The organism is Pedococcus sp. KACC 23699, assembly GCF_045348425.1.
Taxonomy (GTDB): Bacteria; Actinomycetota; Actinomycetes; order Actinomycetales; family Dermatophilaceae; genus Pedococcus.
This window is the reverse complement of sequence record NZ_CP157483.1, coordinates 3,078,013-3,094,525: the sequence shown is the minus strand read 5'-3', so window position 1 is coordinate 3,094,525 and position 16,513 is coordinate 3,078,013. Positions and strand designations below refer to the sequence as shown.

13 protein-coding genes are annotated in these 16,513 nt (G+C 71.0%); 4 read left to right on the top strand and 9 right to left on the bottom strand.

What is annotated here, in order from left to right; genetic code table 11:
- Positions 1-29: 29 nt before the first annotated feature.
- From proB to ABEG17_RS14595, 6 genes are all read right to left on the bottom strand, one after another.
- A complete protein-coding gene (gene proB, locus ABEG17_RS14620) occupies positions 30-1,154 on the bottom strand; it encodes a glutamate 5-kinase (RefSeq protein ID WP_406830205.1) in 1,125 nt (374 codons plus the stop codon).
- Entirely contained in the window at positions 1,151-2,707 is a 1,557-nt protein-coding gene (obgE, locus tag ABEG17_RS14615) for a GTPase ObgE (RefSeq protein ID WP_406830204.1), read from the bottom strand. Before obgE ends, proB begins: the two co-directional genes overlap by 4 nt.
- Before the next feature lie 161 nt (positions 2,708-2,868).
- The gene (gene rpmA / locus ABEG17_RS14610) at positions 2,869-3,138 is read right to left on the bottom strand and encodes a 50S ribosomal protein L27 (protein WP_056915056.1); all 270 of its coding nucleotides are present in this window, start codon (positions 3,136-3,138) and stop codon (positions 2,869-2,871) included.
- A 50-nt stretch (positions 3,139-3,188) separates the two neighbouring features.
- Positions 3,189-3,497, bottom strand: coding sequence for a 50S ribosomal protein L21 (rplU, locus tag ABEG17_RS14605; RefSeq protein WP_406830203.1), 309 nt, complete (start codon positions 3,495-3,497; stop codon positions 3,189-3,191).
- Positions 3,498-3,675: 178 nt separating this feature from the next.
- Positions 3,676-7,014 (bottom strand): ribonuclease E/G, encoded by a 3,339-nt coding sequence (locus tag ABEG17_RS14600; RefSeq protein WP_406830202.1) that lies wholly within the window; start codon positions 7,012-7,014, stop codon positions 3,676-3,678.
- Between the two features lie 175 nt (positions 7,015-7,189).
- Complete coding sequence (locus ABEG17_RS14595; protein WP_406830201.1) at positions 7,190-7,942, bottom strand: TIGR03936 family radical SAM-associated protein; 753 nt, start codon at positions 7,940-7,942, stop codon at positions 7,190-7,192.
- Between the two features lie 85 nt (positions 7,943-8,027).
- Between ABEG17_RS14595 and ABEG17_RS14590 the strand changes: the two genes are divergently transcribed.
- Both ABEG17_RS14590 and ABEG17_RS14585 read left to right on the top strand, forming a co-directional pair.
- The gene (locus ABEG17_RS14590) at positions 8,028-9,395 is read left to right on the top strand and encodes a transaminase (RefSeq protein ID WP_406830200.1); all 1,368 of its coding nucleotides are present in this window, start codon (positions 8,028-8,030) and stop codon (positions 9,393-9,395) included.
- Between the two features lie 127 nt (positions 9,396-9,522).
- Complete coding sequence (locus tag ABEG17_RS14585) at positions 9,523-10,146, top strand: hypothetical protein (protein ID WP_406830199.1); 624 nt, start codon at positions 9,523-9,525, stop codon at positions 10,144-10,146.
- Between the two features lie 326 nt (positions 10,147-10,472).
- On the opposite strand, the gene ABEG17_RS14580 is transcribed toward ABEG17_RS14585, so the two are convergent.
- Positions 10,473-12,476: a TIGR03960 family B12-binding radical SAM protein gene (locus ABEG17_RS14580; RefSeq protein ID WP_406830198.1), complete on the bottom strand. Its 2,004-nt coding sequence runs from the start codon at positions 12,474-12,476 to the stop codon at positions 10,473-10,475.
- A gap of 93 nt (positions 12,477-12,569) precedes the next feature.
- Here ABEG17_RS14580 and ABEG17_RS14575 point away from each other — a divergent pair, with 93 nt between their 5' ends.
- On the top strand, positions 12,570-12,701 hold the full coding sequence (locus ABEG17_RS14575; protein WP_406830197.1) for a hypothetical protein: 132 nt from the start codon (positions 12,570-12,572) through the stop codon (positions 12,699-12,701).
- Positions 12,702-12,734: 33 nt separating this feature from the next.
- Complete coding sequence (locus ABEG17_RS14570; RefSeq protein WP_406830196.1) at positions 12,735-13,337, top strand: protein-L-isoaspartate O-methyltransferase family protein; 603 nt, start codon at positions 12,735-12,737, stop codon at positions 13,335-13,337.
- Positions 13,338-13,424: 87 nt separating this feature from the next.
- Here ABEG17_RS14570 and ABEG17_RS14565 read toward each other — a convergent pair whose 3' ends face one another.
- Together ABEG17_RS14565 and rodA are read right to left on the bottom strand one after the other, a co-directional pair.
- Positions 13,425-15,287: an AMP-dependent synthetase/ligase gene (locus tag ABEG17_RS14565; RefSeq protein ID WP_406830195.1), complete on the bottom strand. Its 1,863-nt coding sequence runs from the start codon at positions 15,285-15,287 to the stop codon at positions 13,425-13,427.
- A gap of 108 nt (positions 15,288-15,395) precedes the next feature.
- A complete protein-coding gene (gene rodA / locus ABEG17_RS14560) occupies positions 15,396-16,460 on the bottom strand; it encodes a rod shape-determining protein RodA (protein ID WP_406830194.1) in 1,065 nt (354 codons plus the stop codon).
- Positions 16,461-16,513: the final 53 nt, after the last annotated feature.

Here is a 16,513-nt window from a genome sequence, read left to right as displayed (position 1 = left end):
CGCTGCAGCCGGCGTCAGAGCAGAAGTCGTCAGAGCAGGACCAGGTCGTCGCGGTGGACGACCTCGCGCTCGTACTCGGGCCCCAGCTCCCTGGCCAGGTCGCGGGTGGACCGCCCGAGCATGCCCGGCAGCTCGGCCGAGGTGTAGTTGACCAGTCCCCGGGCGATGACCGTGCCCTCGGGGGCGCACAGGTCGACGGCGTCGCCGTCGGCGAAGGTGCCCTCCACCGCGGTGATCCCGGCGGGCAGCAGCGAGGTACGGCGCTCGGTCACCGCCCGCACGGCACCCGGGTCGAGCAGCAGCCGGCCACGCGGGGTGGTCGCGTGCTCCAGCCAGAGCTTGCGGGAGGTGCGTCGCGAACCGGTGGGGACGAACACCGTGCCGACGTCGTCGCCGTCCAGCGCGGGGCCGATGCGGTCGGCGCTCGTGAGCACCGTGGTGATGCCGGCAGCGTTGGCGATGGTCGCTGCCTCCACCTTCGTGAGCATGCCGCCGCTGCCGATGCTGGACCCCGTCCCACCGATGACCATCTGGTCGAGCCCGGCTCCCCCGACGACCGACGGCACTCGCCGGCTGCCCGCGCGACTCGGCGGCCCGTCATACAGGGCATCCACGTCGGTGAGCAGCAGCAGGCCGTCCGCGTGGACCAGGTGGGCCACGAGGGCGGCGAGGCGGTCGTTGTCCCCGAACCTGATCTCGTGGGTGGCCACGGTGTCGTTCTCGTTGACGATGGGCACGATGCCGAGCTCGAGCAGGCGGTCGAGGGTGCGCTTGGCGTTCGTGTAGTGGGAGCGACGGGTCACGTCATCGGCCGTGAGGAGCACCTGGCCGACGGTGAGCCCGTGCGCACCGAAGGCACGCTGGTAGGCGGCCACGAGGGCGCCCTGGCCCACGCTGGCCGCGGCCTGCTGCGTCGCGAGGTCACCGGGACGGCGGACCAGCCCGAGCGGACCGATCCCTGCCGCGATGGCCCCCGAGGACACGAGGACGACCTGTTGGCCGGCGAGGCGTCGCTGCGCGAGCGCATCGACCACCTCGACGAGCCGGACCTCGTCGAGGGACCCACCACCGGGGGTGGTGAGCGACGATGAACCGACCTTGACCACCAGGCGGCGGGCGCGAGCCACGTCGCGCCGGCGGTCGGCCACGCTCATTCCCGGGAGTCCTCGGAGTCCTCGGAGTCCTCGACGTCCTCGCTCTTGGCCGTGGCCCAGTGGCCGGCCTTGCGCTCCTCGGCCAGCTCCGCACGGGCGGCCGTGCGGGCAGCCCGGCGGTCGGCGTAGTCGGCGCGCTTGTCCTCACGGGTCGGACGCGTGGCCTCCTCGAGGCGCAGGTCCGTACCGCGCTGACCGAGCAGCTCGGCACCGGCGATGAGGGTGGGCTCCCAGTCGAAGACGACCGCGTTGTCCTTGGGGCCGATGAGCACCGTGGCACCGGCCACCGCACCCGCCTTGAACAGCGCGTCCTCGACGCCGAGGCGGCCGAGACGGTCGGCGAGGTAGCCGACGGCCTCGTCGTTGGAGAAGTCGGTCTGGCGCACCCAGCGGGTCGGGCGCTCGCCGTCGATGCGGAAGACCTCGCCGTCAGGGGTGTTCTCGCGGATGATCTTGAAGCCGCTGTCGTCGACCGACTTCGGCCGGATGACGACGCGCTTGGGGGTCGCCGTGGCGATCTCCAGCTCCTTGCGGGCCTCGCTGACGTGGCGGGACATCGCGAACATCAGCTCGCGCAGGCCGGTGTGGGCCACCGCGGACACGACGAACACCTCGATGCCACGCGCCTCGAGGTCGGGCTTGACCATCTCGGCCAGCTCGTGCGCCTCGGGGACGTCGGCCTTGTTGAGGACCACGATGCGGGTGCGCTCGGCCAGCGGGCGGCCACCGAGGGTCTCGTCCGGGACGTACTGCGCGAGCTCCTCCTCGATCACCTCGAGGTCGGTCATCGGGTCGCGGCCGGGCTCGAGGGTCGCGCAGTCGATGACGTGCACGAGCACCGAGCAGCGCTCGACGTGGCGCAGGAACTCCAGGCCGAGGCCCTTGCCCTGGCTCGCTCCGGGGATCAGCCCGGGGACGTCGGCGACGGTGAACCGGAACTCGCCCGCCTGCACCACACCGAGGTTGGGCACCAGGGTCGTGAACGGGTAGTCGGCGATCTTGGGCCGGGCGGCCGACAGCACCGACACCAGCGAGGACTTGCCGGCCGAGGGGAAGCCGATGAGGGCGACGTCCGCGAGCGACTTGAGCTCGAGCAGGATGTCGCCGGAGTCGCCGGGCTCACCGAGGAGCGCGAAACCAGGGGCCTTGCGCCGGGCCGACGAGAGGGCCTTGTTGCCGAGGCCGCCACGGCCACCCTTGGCCGCGACGAACTCCGCGTCCTGGCCGACGAGGTCGGCGAGGACGTTGCCGTCGCCGTCCTTGACGACGGTGCCGGGCGGGACGGGCAGGACCAGGTCGCCGCCGTCGGCGCCGTTGCGCTCGTCACCGGCGCCGGGCTTGCCGTTGGTCGCCTTGCGGTGGGGGTGGTGGTGGTAGTCGAGCAGCGTCGTCGCCTGGGGGTCGACCCGCAGGATGATGTCGCCTCCGCGACCACCGTTGCCGCCGTCGGGTCCACCGAGGGGCTTGAACTTCTCACGCTTGACGGAAGCAACGCCGTGGCCACCGTCGCCCGCGGCGACGTGCAGCACGACGCGGTCGACGAAGCTGGTCATGGGGCTCTTCTCTCTGATCTGGTCGGGCCGTCCCCGAGTCTAGGAGGGGACGTACTGGGGGTCGTGCGCCGTGGCGGACAACAGAAGGGGGCGGGCCCTGGTCAGGCCCGCCCCCTTCTGGGAGGTATGGAGCGCGGCCGGGCCACGCGGCATACCGAAAGTCAGCTGGCGTCCGCGGTCTCGAGCGGGACGATGTTGACGACCTTGCGGCGACGCTTGGTGCCGAACTCCACGTTGCCGGCGACGAGCGCGAACAGCGTGTCGTCGCCGCCACGGCCGACGCCCTCACCGGGGTGGAAGTGCGTGCCGCGCTGGCGGACGATGATCTCGCCCGCGTTGACGAGCTGGCCGCCGAAGCGCTTCACGCCGAGTCGCTGGGAGTTGCTGTCGCGACCGTTACGGGTCGAGGACGCACCCTTCTTGTGTGCCATGTCAGTGCCTGCCTTCTGCTAAGTCTCTGGGATCCGAAAAGGGTGCCGACTCAGGCGTCGATCGAGATGATCTTGACCTGGGTCGAGTGCTGACGGTGGCCCTGACGCTTGCGGTAACCCGTCTTGTTCTTGAACTTCATGATCGTGATCTTGGGGCCCTTGGTGGGCTTCACGACCTCGGCCTTGACGGTGACCTTGGCGAGCTTGGCAGCGTCGCTGGTCACGGTCGAGCCGTCAACGAGGAGGAGGGGGGTCAGGTCGATGCTGTCGCCAGCGTTGCCCTTGACCTTGTCGATGATGAGGACATCGCCAACGGAAACCTTCTCCTGGCGACCACCAGCGCGAACAATCGCGTACACGTGGAACTCTCTTTCGTACTTCGGGAGGCACGCGCTCTCTGTCTGGACCGTCCGATAGCTACCCGAGCTCGACCTGGGTCGAGACACGGACATCAGAGCGGTGGGCGCACCAAGGCCTGAGAATACCGGGTGGTTGCCCTGCCGACCAAACCGGCTCGGCAGGGCAGACCGGTCCCGATCAGGAGTCGGACGCGACTGCTGCGGCGGGAGCCTCGTCGCCGACCGGCCGTGGCGGTCCCGCCGGAGCGACGACCCGCCCGCGGCGACGACGCTTGGGAGCGGCTGCGGCAGCCGGTTCGGCCACGTCGACGACCGGAGCGGGCGTCGGCTCCACGGCAGCAGCAGGTGCCTGCGCCGGCGCGGCAGCAGGTGCCTCCTGCGCGACGGGTGCAGCCTCCTGCGGCGTCGCCTCGGACGCGGCCTCGGCCACCTCAGGCGTGGCCTCGATCGCGGCACCGGCGTCCTGGTTGTTGGCCTCGCGCACCTCGACCACGGGCTCGTCCTGCGCCGGCACGGCCAGCAGGGCGTCCTCGTCATGGTGCTCCCCCGCCGACTTCAGCGCGGCGGCGTGGGCGGCAGCGGCGATCTGGGCCGGGGTGGGGCCGGAGTGCACCGGGGTCCCGGTCTCCGAGCCCTGGGAGCCCGAGGAACCCTGACCGGCCTGTGCCTGTCCACTGCGCACGCCGTCACCGTCGCCGGAACGCCCGCCACGACGGCTGCGCGTGCTGCCGTCGCCCGCGCCGGCCGAGCCGCTGCGTTGGGCCGGACCGCCGGAGGACGAGCCACCGTGGTCACCCGACGACTTGTCGACCGGGTCGGCGTGCACGATGATCCCGCGACCGCCGCAGTGCTCGCAGTTCTCGGAGAACACCTCGATGAGGCCGGAGCCCACGCGCTTGCGCGTCATCTGGACCAGGCCGAGCGAGGTGACCTCGGCGACCTGGTGCTTGGTGCGGTCCCGACCCAGGCACTCGAGGAGGCGCCGCACCACGAGGTCGCGGTTGCTCTCCAGGACCATGTCGATGAAGTCGATGACGATGATGCCGCCGATGTCGCGCAGCCGGAGCTGTCGCACGATCTCCTCGGCCGCCTCGATGTTGTTCTTGGTGACCGTCTCCTCGAGGTTGCCCCCGGAGCCGACGAACTTGCCGGTGTTGACGTCGACGACCGTCATCGCCTCGGTGCGGTCGATGACCAGGGAGCCACCGGAGGGCAGCCAGACCTTGCGGTCCATGGCCTTGGCGATCTGCTCGTCCACCCGGTAGTGGGTGAACAGGTCCTCCTCGGAGGTCCACTTGTGCAGCCGCTCGGCCAGGTCGGGGGCGACGTCGCCGAGGTAGTCGCTGACCTCGCCGTACGCCTGGTCGCCAGCGACCACCAACGACGTGAAGTCCTCGTTGAAGACGTCGCGGATGACGCGGACGGTGAGGTCGGGCTCGCCGTGGACGAGGACCGGGGCAGCGCCCTTGCCCTTGCCGCCGGACTTGGAGTCGGCCTTGGCCTTGATCTTCTCCCACGTCTTGGTCAGCCGCTCGACGTCGGCGCGCAGCTCCTCCTCGCTCGCCCCCTCGGCAGCGGTACGCACGATGACCCCCGCGCGGTCCGGCACGACCTCCTTGAGGATGCCCTTGAGGCGGGCGCGCTCGGTGTCCGGGAGCTTGCGGGAGATGCCCGTCATGCTGCCCTCGGGCACGTAGACCAGGTAGCGGCCCGGCAGCGAGATCTGGCTGGTGAGGCGGGCGCCCTTGTGGCCGATCGGGTCCTTGGTGACCTGCACGAGCACGGAGTCACCCGACTTGAGCGCGTTCTCGATGCGCTTGGGCGCGTTGTTGTCCAGGCCCGCGGCATCCCAGTTGACCTCACCGGCGTACAGCACCGCGTTGCGGCCCTTGCCGATGTCGACGAAGGCGGCCTCCATCGAGGGGAGCACATTCTGCACGCGACCGAGGTAGATGTTGCCGGCCATCGACACGTTGGTCTCGCGGGAGACGTAGTGCTCGACGAGCACGTCGTCCTCGAGGACACCGATCTGGGTGCGGCCCTCGCGCTCGCGGACCACCATGACCCGCTCGACGCTCTCGCGGCGGGCCAGGAACTCCGCCTCGGTGATGATCGTGCGGCGACGGCCGGCCTCGCGGCCCTCGCGACGACGCTGCTTCTTGGCCTCGAGGCGGGTCGAGCCCTTGACGCTCTGCGGCTCGTCGTTCTGGCGCCGGGCCTCGCGGACCTTGGTCACCGTGCCGGGCGGGTCCTCGCTGTCGGCGGAGGAACCGCTGCGGCGGCGGCGACGACGGCGACGGCTCGAGGTGCTCTCGGCGTCACCCTGGTCGTCGTCGGTGTCCGGTCCGGTGGACGACGGCTCGTCGGTGTCGTCGTCAGAGGTGTCGGAGTCGGAGGAGTCGGTGCTGTCGGCGTCGACCGGGCCACGGCCGCGGCCCCGGCCCTTGCCGCCACGACGGCGGCGGCGACGTCCACCCTCCGAGGACGACTCGTCGTCACCGGCGTCGGTGTCGGTCGAGGCGCTGTCCTGGTCCTCGGACTGCTCGTCGTCACGAGCGGTCTCGGAGGCCTCGGTGGACGCACCGCGCGAGCCACGGCCACGGCCGCGCCCACGGCTGCGCCGCGAGGGGGTCGGCTGGTCTGTCTGCCCGGCGTCCTCGGTCGCGTCCTGGACGCCGTCCGCCTTGGCGTCCTCGGTCCGGTCGCTCGACTGCGCCGGGTCGGGCTCGGTGATCTGGGTCGGCTGCGGGGCGGCGGCAGGTGCAGGGGCGCCCGCTGCGCTGCTGGCCCGGCGACGGCGCGGGGCCGCCTTGGCCGGGTCCGGGGCCTGGAAGAGCAGCCCGAAGCTGGGGACCGTGGCTTCGGCGGCTGCCTCTGCGGCAGCGGCCTCGGCAGCAGCTGCCGCCTCGGCCTCCTCGTCGGTGTCCTCGGCGCTCGCGTCCTCGGACACGGCCGGAAGGACCGGCTCCGCCGGGGCCAGCGAGGAGCTGGTGGAGGACTCGGTGGGCTGGGTCGTCGCCGTCAGGCCGGCATCGGTCGGCAGGTCCATCGCGCCCTCGTCGATGACGGCGGCGCCCGTCTCGGCGGGGGCTGCCGCCTTCTTGGCGGTGCGCTTGGTAGCCGCCTTCTTGGCGGTCTTCTTGACGGCAGCCTTCTTGGCAGCCTTCTTGGCCGGAGCCCCAGCGGGGTCGTCGCCGGTGGCGGCAGCGGGGATGCCGGTCGCCTCGCTGCTGTCGCCGGTCCCGACGCTCACGACCTCGATGGCTGCGGCTTCGATCGGCGCCGGCTCGACGGCGGAGGGAGCGTGCTCGTCGACCGGCGCGGGAGCGGAGGCCTTCTTCGTGGCACGGCGGGGGGCTCGCTTGCGGGCCGGCGCCTTGGCGGGGACGCCGTCAGACGTCTGCCCGTCGGTGCCCTGTGAGCCGCTGCCCTGTGCGGCGGTCTCGGCAGCAGCCGGGGCGTGGCCCGGGCCGTCAGTGCCTTCGGTGGTGGGGAACTGGTCTTCCGTGGAGGCCATCTCGGCGCCCTTCCGTCACCCACGAGGCGAGGGCCACACCCGAAGGTCCCAGGAGGGCCTTCCGATCAGCCACGTGGTGCGCGGTGCGTGCAGTCGTGTCGGCAACGGGTGCTGTCGACACGGAAGTCGTTTGGCTTACGTCCGACGAGGCTCGCGCAGGTCGCGCGGCACCGGGTCAGGCGCCGGCGTCGTTCTGGTCGGCAGCCAGTGGATCAGCCACCCCAGCGGTTGCGGAGTGCAGGGGGCCTTGCGCCAGTCGGGTCACCAGGGGTGGTGTCGGTGGCGCCAGCTCCGTTACTGCTCGCAGCGCGGTCAGGACGTCGTCGGGGCGTACGGCCGGTGTGGTGTGCCGTACGACCACTCGCAGTATCGCACAGTCGGCCTCCTCAGAGGCGCTGACGTCCAACGACACGACGGCGGATCTCACGTCGAAGGTCCGCGGGCCCGTCTTGAAGGTCCGGCTGACCTCGACGCGGTCGCGGGCCAGCAGCTCATCCGCGGCGGCCCTGACCTCCTCGATCGGGACGCCGCGGAACTCGATGACCCAGTCGCTGGCCTGCAGCCGGTCGGCGAGCGAACCCGGCGCGGCCTCGACCACCTCGAGGACGTCGAGCCCCTCGGGCAGCGCCTCGTCGAGGGCGGCCCGCAGCGACTCGGTGTCGACCCGCTCGGTCACCGAGATCTCGAAGTACTCGGCCTCGCTGGCGGTGCCCGTCGGTGCCGCGTTCGCGTAGCTGACCTTGGGGTGCGGGTGGAACCCGGCGGAGAACGCCATCGGCACCCCGGCCCGCCGCAGCGCCCGCTCGAGGGCCCGCTGGAAGTCGCGGGTGGAGGAGAAGCGCAGACGGCCGCGCTTGGCATACCTGATCCTCAGCTTCATCACCGCCGGGGCGGGGGGCGGGCCTTCGGGTACGCGCTGTCGAGCCATGGTCGGCAAGCCTAGGGGCGAGGCCCACCACCTACGGAATCCGCACTCCCCTGCCGCACCTCCCGCGTACCTCTAGCGTTGGACCATGGCAACCCTGGACCGCTCCCGTCTGGCTTCCCTCCTCGCGGACGAGCAGGCGGCATACACGACGAACCACCCGCACAGCCGAGCCCTCTTCGAGCAGGCGGACAACCTCTTCGGCCGGGTGCCGATGACCTGGATGAACATGTGGACGGGCGGGTTCCCGCTCTACCTCGACCACGCGACGGGCAACCGGGTGACCGACGTCGACGGCCACTCCTACATCGACTTCGCCCTTGGCGACACCGCCGCGATGGCCGGCCACTCCCCCGCACCCACCGTCAAGGCGGTGCAGCGGCGCGCGGGTGAGCTGGGCGGCATCACGACGATGCTCCCGACCGCCGACGCCCAGTGGGTGGGCGCCGAGCTCGAGCGACGCTTCGGTATGCCGCTGTGGAGCTTCACCCTGTCGGCCACCGACGCGAACCGGTGGGCCATCCGGCTGGCCCGCCTCGCGACGGGCAAGCCCAAGGTGCTGGTCTTCGCCTACTGCTACCACGGGTCGGTCGACGAGGCCTTCGCGCTGCCCGGCCCCGAGGGCAAGGCGCAGAGCCGTCCCGGCAACGTCGCACCCCCGGTCGACCTCGACCTCACCACGCGGGTGGCGACGTGGAACGACCTCGAGTCCGTCGAGGCAGCGCTCGCCCACGGCGACGTGGCGGTCATCCTCACCGAACCGGCCCTGACGAACATCGGGATCGTGCTACCCGAGGACGGCTTCCTCGAGCGGGTTCGTGAGCTCGCCACCGAGCACGGTGCGCTGCTGCTCATCGACGAGACCCACACCTTCTCTGCGGGCTGGGGCGGGGCCACCCGGGCCTGGGACCTCGAGCCCGACATCTTCGTCATCGGCAAGTCCATCGGCGGCGGGATCCCCTGCGGCGCCTACGGGATCAGCCGGGAGGTGGCGGCCGCCGTGACGCGCCACACCGACGCGGGCGAGGCCGACATCGTCGACGTCGGTGGCGTGGGGGGCACCCTGGCCGGCAACGCGCTGTCGACCGCCGCGATGCGCGCGACTCTGGGTGAGGTGCTGACGCAGGAGGCGTTCGCCCACATGGTCGAGCTGGCCACCGCGTTCACGGCGGGGGTCCAGGCGACCTTCGACGAGCTCGACGTCCCGTGGTCGGTCGCGCAGCTGGGCGCCCGCGCCGAGTACCGCTTCACCCGGCCGGCTCCACGCAACGGTGAGGAGTCCGCGGCCGCTGCCGACGACGAGCTCGACGCCTACCTGCACCTCGCCCTGTGCAACCGCGGCGTGCTGATGACGCCGTTCCACAACATGGCACTCATGTGTCCGGAGACCTCCCGCGCCGACGTCGACCGGCACACCGAGGTCTTCCGCGAGGTGGTCGGCGCCCTCTTCGCATGAGCCTGCCCGAGCCGCTCGGCGCACGGCCCGTTATGTCCGGTGACGCCTGCATGGGCCCGGCGTAACTTCGGGAGGTGGACCACTTCAGCACGAAGCGGCCCCTGCCAGAGAAGCGGAGGGTTGAGAGGTGTTCATCCAGATCATCCAAGGCAAGTGTCGGGACGCCGAGCAGGTGCACCGGCTGAGCGACGAGTGGCGCGAGACGATGGGCCCGACGGCCGAGGGTTGGCTCGGCGGGACCTACGGCATCACCGACGACGGCGAGTTCGTCGGCGTGGTGCGGTTCGAGAGCAGGGAGGCTGCGGCGAGGAACTCCACCAAGCCGGAGCAGGGCGCGTGGTTCCAACGCATGAAGGCCTGCTTCGACGGCGAGGTGACCTTCCACGACTGCGATGACGCGATGATGTTCCTCGACGGCGGGTCGGACGACGCCGGGTTCGTCCAGGTCGTGCAGGGCCGGGTCGCTGACCCCCGGAGGTTCCGCAGTTTCATGGAACAGCCGATGGACGCCCTGCACGAGCAGCGTCCCGAGATCATCGGCGGCACGATCGCCATCGAGCCCGACGGCTGGTTCACCGAGACGGTGGCGTTCCGCAGCGAGGCCGAGGCCCGGGCCGGTGAGGTGACGCCCATGCCCGAGGACGCCCGTCAGGCGTGGGAGGAGCAGATGGCGGCCATGTCCGACCTGCGCTACCTCGACCTGCACGCCCCCTGGTTCGCGAGCGCCATGCGCAAGGAGTCGATGGCCTGAGGTCGGCGGTCGATGCGCACGAGATCGTGCCGCTTCGGCCCCGGACAGCGGTATGCCGCCCGCTCACCCCAGGCTCGAGAGCCGGGGCGAGCGGGCGGCTGTCCTCAGAGCTCTCCGCACGAGCGTTCCGAGGCACTCACCGGTGGGGCGGTGAAGGGGCCGTCCCACCGACGGGTGTGCGGTCTGGAGGAGACGACCGCGTGCACCACGCCTGCCATTGGGGGCCGATGTGAGCGACCCTTGCTGGCAGTACCCATTCGACACCGCGAGCAGATGCGCCTGCGATGACAAATGTCACCGATCTCCAGCGCTCGCTCAGCCCGCACTCAGTGAGTGTGTGCCTCCAGCATCGCCTCGCGGCCGGAGCCCAGGACGGTGAGGGGCAGCAAGGTCTTGCCGGTGGGCCCGACCTCGATGTCGGTGCCCATCTGGGGGCAGACGCCGCAGTCGAAGCAGGGCGTCCAGCGGCAGTCGTCGACCTCGGTCTCGTCGAGCGCGTCCTGCCAGTCGGCCCACAGCCACTCCTTGTCCAGACCGGAGTCGATGTGGTCCCAGGGAAGCACCTCGGACTCGGCGCGGTCACGCGTGGTGTACCAGGCCACGTCCACGGGCAGGTCGGCCAGCGCGGCGTCGGCCGCGGACATCCACCGCTCGTAGGAGAAGTGCTCGCTCCACCCGTCGAACCGGCCGCCGTCGCGCCAGACCTGCTCGATGACCCGTCCGACGCGGCGGTCGCCACGGGACAGGAGTCCTTCAACGATGCCGGGTTTGCCGTCGTGGTAACGGAATCCGATCGACGAACCGTAGCGGCGGTCGGACCGGATGGCCTCGCGCAGCTTGGCCAGGCGAGCGTCGGTCTCCTCCGCGCCGAGCTGTCCGCACCACTGGAACGGCGTGTGCGGCTTGGGCACGAACCCGCCGATGGAGACGGTGCACCGGATGTCGCGGCGACCACTGACCTGCCGGCCGGTCTCGATGACCTTCTTGGCCAGCTCGGCGATCTGCAGGACGTCCTCGTCGGTCTCGGTCGGCAGGCCGCACATGAAGTAGAGCTTCACCTGGCGCCAGCCCGCACCATACGCAGCAGCGACGGTGCTGATGAGGTCCTCCTCGGACACCATCTTGTTGATGACCTTGCGGATCCGCTCGCTGCCGCCCTCGGGGGCGAACGTCAGGCCGGAGCGCCGACCGTTGCGGGTGAGCTCGTTCGCGAGGTCGATGTTGAACGCGTCGACCCGGGTCGACGGCAGCGACAGTCCCGTCTGGGTGCCCTCGTAGCGGTCGGCCAGGCCCTTGGTGATGTCGGCGATCTCGGAGTGGTCGGCCGAGCTCAGGGACAGCAGGCCGACCTCCTCGAACCCCGTCGCCGCGAGCCCGCGTTCCACCATCTCGCCGATGCCGGTGATGCTTCGCTCCCGCACGGGTCGCGTGATCATGCCGGCCTGGCAGAAACGGCAGCCGCGGGTGCAGCCCCGGAAGATCTCGACGGACATCCGCTCGTGGACCGACTCCGCCAGCGGCACCAGCGGCTGCTTGGGGTACGGCCACGCGTCGAGGTCCATCACGGTGTGCTTGGAGACGCGCCACGGCACCCCGGTGGCGTCGGCCTTGGGGGCCACGCGCTGGATGCGGCCGTCCGAGAGGTACGAGACGTCGTAGAGGGACGGGACGTAGACACCGCCGGTGCGGGCGAGCCGCAGCAGCAGCTCGCGGCGGCCGCCCGGCATGCCCTGCGCCTTCCACGCGCCGATGAGGTCGGTGACCGCGAGCACGGCCTCCTCCCCGTCACCGACGATGGCCGCGTCGACGAAGTCGGCGATCGGCTCGGGGTTGAAGGCCGCGTGGCCGCCGGCGATCACCAGCGGGTCCTCGTCGCTGCGGTCGACCGCGTGCAACGGGATGCCCGCGAGGTCGAGCGCGGTGAGCATGTTGGTGTAGCCGAGCTCGGTGGAGAACGACATGCCCAGGACGTCGAAGTCACGGATGCTGCGGTGCGCGTCGACGGTGAACTGGGGCACGCCCGACTCACGCATGAGGGCCTCGAGGTCCGGCCACACGGCATACGTGCGCTCGGCCAGGGCGTCCTCGCGCTCGTTGAGCACTTCGTAGAGGATCATGACGCCCTGGTTGGGCACGCCCACCTCGTAGGCGTCGGGGTACATCAGCGCCCAGCGCGTGGTGAGGGCCTCGCCCCCGGGGCCGAACCCGCCGCAGTCCCAGTCCTTGACAGTCGAGTTGAGCTCACCGCCGACGTACTGGATGGGCTTGCTGACCTGCTCGAGCAGCGGCTCGAGGCGGGCGAAGACAGAGGTGCCTGGGGTGTCGGTCATGATGGGTCAAGGGTAACGGTGCATCGCTCCCCCGCCGAAAACGTCCGAACCGGCTTCAGGATCCTCCCAGCCGTCATTCCTGTCCTCGAGGGCATGCACGCCTCGACGGTCCGGCTGGTGACAGCCTTCGCCCTGCTCTTCCTGGTCGCCGTCGCGACCCACGCGATCGGTCCGGGCCCCGACGGCCCCGCCCCCACGAGCCATCGCGCCGCCGTCCACCGGTGATCTGCAGCGGTGGGCGCCGCGCATACTGAAGGGGTGGTGAGCGCGCAGGACCGCGTCGCGGCCGCGATGGAGGCGGTACCGCGCACCTCCTTCCTGCCCCGGGCGCAGGTGCCGTACGCGTCCAGGGACGCCCCGCTCCCGATCGGCCACGGCCAGACCAACAGCCAGCCGACGACGGTGCGCCGCATGCTTGAGCTGCTCGATGTGCGTGAGGGTGACCGGGTGCTCGACGTGGGTGCCGGGTCGGGCTGGACCACCGCCCTGGTCGGCTGGCTCACCGGCCCGCGCGGGAGCGTGACGGGGGTCGAGCGGGTGCCGGAGCTGGTGACCGCCGGTGCGGCGAACGTCGCGGCCGCAGGCATGCCGTGGGCCCGCGTGGTGGCCGCCGAACCCGGGGTGCTGGGAAAGCCGTCGGGGGCACCGTACGACCGCATCCTGGTGTCGGCCGCACCCGAGCGGCTGCCCGAGGAGCTCCTGGCCCAGCTGGCGCCCGACGGCGTCATGGTCATCCCCGTGGCAGGCCGGATGCTCCGGGTCCAGGCGATGCCGCATGGCCCGGCTGTCCAGGAGCAGGGGTGGTACCGGTTCGTCCCCCTCGTGTCGGACCCGGCGCCGGTGGGCGAGGACCCCGGCTGACACCGAGTCGGGCCGCCCACACGACGACGCGCCCGCACGACGACGCCGCCGCGGTCGCTCGTCGGCGACCACGGCGGCGTCGGTCGATCAGCTCGCGTAGTGGCTGTCGAGCATCGTCTGGTACTTCTCGCTGACGGCCTTGCGACGCAGCTTGAGGCTGGGGGTGAGGTCGCCGTCCTCGATGGTCAGGTCGTGGTCGAGGATCGTGAACTTCTTGATCTGCTCCCAACGGTTGAGGTTGACGTTGAGGGTGTCGATGTAGACCTGCACCATGTCGTGGGCCTCCTTCGACGTCACGATCTCCCGGTAGGAGCCCGAGACGCCGTGGTTGGCGGCCCAGTCCTGGATCGACTCCGGGTCGAGCGTGACCAGCGCGGTGACGAAGTTGTGGTCGGCGCCGTAGACCATGAACTGGCTGACGTAGGGGCAGATGCCCTTGAAGCTCGACTCGATCATCGACGGGGCGACGTACTTGCCGCTGGAGGTCTTGAAGAAGTCCTTCTTGCGGTCGGTGATCTTGAGGTAGCCACGGTCGTCGAGCTCGCCGATGTCACCGGTGTGCAGCCAGCCCTCGGCATCCTTGGTCTCGGCCGTCTCCTCGGGCTTGTTGTGGTAGCCCTGCATGATGCCGGGGCCGCGCAGCAGGACCTCGCCGTCCTCGGCGATCTTGGCCTCGGTGCCCGGCAGCGCCCAGCCGACGGTGCCGATCTCGTTGGAGGACGGGCGGTTCACGAACGAGGCCGCACTGGTCTCGGTGAGGCCGTAGCCCTCGAGGATGGTCAGGCCGATCGAGTCGAACCAGTTCGCGATGTCGTGGTTGAGCGCGGCCGAACCGGAGATGAAGAACCGGATGCGTCCGCCGAACCGGCCACGCACCTTGTGCAGGACCAGCTTGTCGGCCAGGGCCAGCTTCTTGGCGAGCATGCCCGTGGGCTCCTCGCCGCGCGCACGCATAGCGGCGACGTCGCGGCCCACGCTGACCGACCAGAGGAAGAACTTCTCCTTGAGGCCGCCCTCCTTGGCCATCATCGTCGTGATGCGGCCGTAGGCCTTCTCGAAGATGCGCGGTGCTGCACCCATGAAGGTGGGCTGGACCACGGCGAGGTTGTCGACGATCTTGTCGACCCGGCCGTCGATGGCGGTCGGGAAGCCGACCTGGAGCGGGAGGGTCAGCAGGACCTTGCCGAAGACGTGGGCCAACGGCAGCCAGAGGTACTGCAGGTCGTCGTGGCGCAGGATGCCGATCGCGTCGACCGCAGCCGCTTCGTACACCCACGCGTCGTGGGTGAGCCGAACGCCCTTGGGACGTCCCGTGGTGCCGGAGGTGTAGATGATCGTCGCCAGTCGGTCGGGCGCCAGCGCATCGATCCGGTCGTCGACGGCCGTCGGGTTGGTCGCCAGCAGCTCGACCCCCATCTCCTCGAGCTCGTCGAGGCCGATCACCCAGTCACCGTCGGGGGTCCCCGTGAAGGTGACCACCCGCGCCACGTCGGGCATGTCGACCCGGCGGTCGCGCAGCTTGGCCACCTGCTCGTCATCCTCGGCGAAGACGACGAGGCTCCCGGAGTTGGCCGCGATGTAGGACACGTCGGGCGCGATGGTGGTCGGGTAGATCGTCGTCGTCGCGCCGCCCGCGCACATCACGGCCAAGTCGGCCAGGGCCCACTCGTACCGGGTGGACGAGGCGATCGCGACGCGGTCCTCGGGGTCGACGCCGAGGGCGATGAGACCGGCGGCGAGCCGGTGCGCGCGCTCGCTCACCTCGGTCCAGGTCACCGACCTCCAGGTCTGGGTCCGGCCGCCCTCGGCGAAGCGGAACGCCTCCTCCTGCGGGCTCTTGGCGACGCGGTCGCGGAACAGGTGGGCGACGCTCTGGGCTCGTCCCTCGATGGCGGCGGTGTTCACCGTCTCGTCGATGGCGGTGTTGCGGTGCTGGGTGGTGGTCGGCATGACCTTCCTCGGCTCGGCGGTGCGGTTGCGTGGGATGGTGCCACGCTGCCCCACCCGGTGGGGCGGATCAACCGCGATTGTGGCCGAACGGCCACCCGGGCCCGCGACTCATGTCCGACGTGCCGACAGGTGCACGTTGTTGACCAGCCCGACCGCCAGCCAGCACGCGAACATGGAGGACCCGCCGTAGGACAGGAACGGCAGCGGCAGCCCGGTGACCGGCGTGAGCCCGAGGTTCATCCCGACGTTCTCGAACACCTGGAACAGCAGCCACGTGGCGACGCCGATCGCCATCAGCCGGCCGAAGGAGTCCTGGGCGCGGGCAGCCACGAGCACCGCGCGCAGGACGACGAACCCCAGCAGCACGAGCAGACCCGCAGCACCCATGAACCCCAGCTCCTCCCCCGCCACCGAGAAGACGAAGTCGGTCTGCTGGAAGGGGATGAAGCCGCCCTGGGTCTGCCGTCCCTCGAACAGCCCCTGGCCCTGCCAGCCCCCCGAGCCGATGGCGATCCGGACCTGGCGGGTCTGGTAGCCGATGCCCTGCGGGTCGGCCTGCGGGTCGATGAACGCGGTCAGCCGGTCGCGCTGGTAGGCACTGAGCACCGGTGTCGTCAGCGCCACCACCACCGCGGTGGCCACGAGCCCGACGGCCAGTGCCAGCCACCGCTTGGGGGTCCCGGCGACAGAGACCACGCCCAGGGCCAACGCGCCGAGGACGAGCGCCGAGCCCAGGTCGGGCTGCAGCAGCACCAGCCCCACGGGGACGGCGGCCACCGCCGCTGCGAGGGCGAGGTCGCGCACGGTCGGCTCGGCGCCACGGTCCAGCCGTTCGCCCAGGATGAGGGCGAGCCCGAGGCACAGCGCCGCCTTGGCGAACTCCGACGGCTGCACCGAGAAGCCGCCCGGCAGCAGGATCCACGAGTGCGAGCCGTTCACGGTCGACCCGACGGGCGTGAGCACGAGCAGCAGCCCGCCGACGGACAGGAGGTAGAGCAGCGGGGCGACGGCCCGCAACCGCTGGTGGCCCATGCGCGTCACCATGGCCGCGATGACCATGCCGACCGTGGTGTTGAACAGGTGCCGCACGAGGTATGCCGTCCCGGCCTCCTGCCGCGTCGCGGACCAGACGAGCAGTGCACCGACCACGGACAACCCGAGGGCGGCGATCACCAGTCCCCAGTCGCTGCGCGCCCAGAGGGTGGCTCCACCGCTCGCCCTGGACC

Bases quoted from the DNA above. Each gene is read 5' to 3' on its own strand.
- proB (WP_406830205.1), bottom strand. From the start codon at position 1,154: ATGAGCGTGGCCGACCGCCGGCGCGACGTGGCTCGCGCCCGCCGCCTG.
- ABEG17_RS14565 (WP_406830195.1), bottom strand. From the start codon at position 15,287: ATGCCGACCACCACCCAGCACCGCAACACCGCCATCGACGAGACGGTG.
- ABEG17_RS14595 (WP_406830201.1), bottom strand. From the start codon at position 7,942: ATGGCTCGACAGCGCGTACCCGAAGGCCCGCCCCCCGCCCCGGCGGTG.
- ABEG17_RS14575 (WP_406830197.1), top strand. From the start codon at position 12,570: ATGCACGCCTCGACGGTCCGGCTGGTGACAGCCTTCGCCCTGCTCTTC.
- ABEG17_RS14590 (WP_406830200.1), top strand. From the start codon at position 8,028: ATGGCAACCCTGGACCGCTCCCGTCTGGCTTCCCTCCTCGCGGACGAG.
- rpmA (WP_056915056.1), bottom strand. From the start codon at position 3,138: ATGGCACACAAGAAGGGTGCGTCCTCGACCCGTAACGGTCGCGACAGC.
- obgE (WP_406830204.1), bottom strand. From the start codon at position 2,707: ATGACCAGCTTCGTCGACCGCGTCGTGCTGCACGTCGCCGCGGGCGAC.
- ABEG17_RS14580 (WP_406830198.1), bottom strand. From the start codon at position 12,476: ATGACCGACACCCCAGGCACCTCTGTCTTCGCCCGCCTCGAGCCGCTG.
- ABEG17_RS14600 (WP_406830202.1), bottom strand. From the start codon at position 7,014: ATGGCCTCCACGGAAGACCAGTTCCCCACCACCGAAGGCACTGACGGC.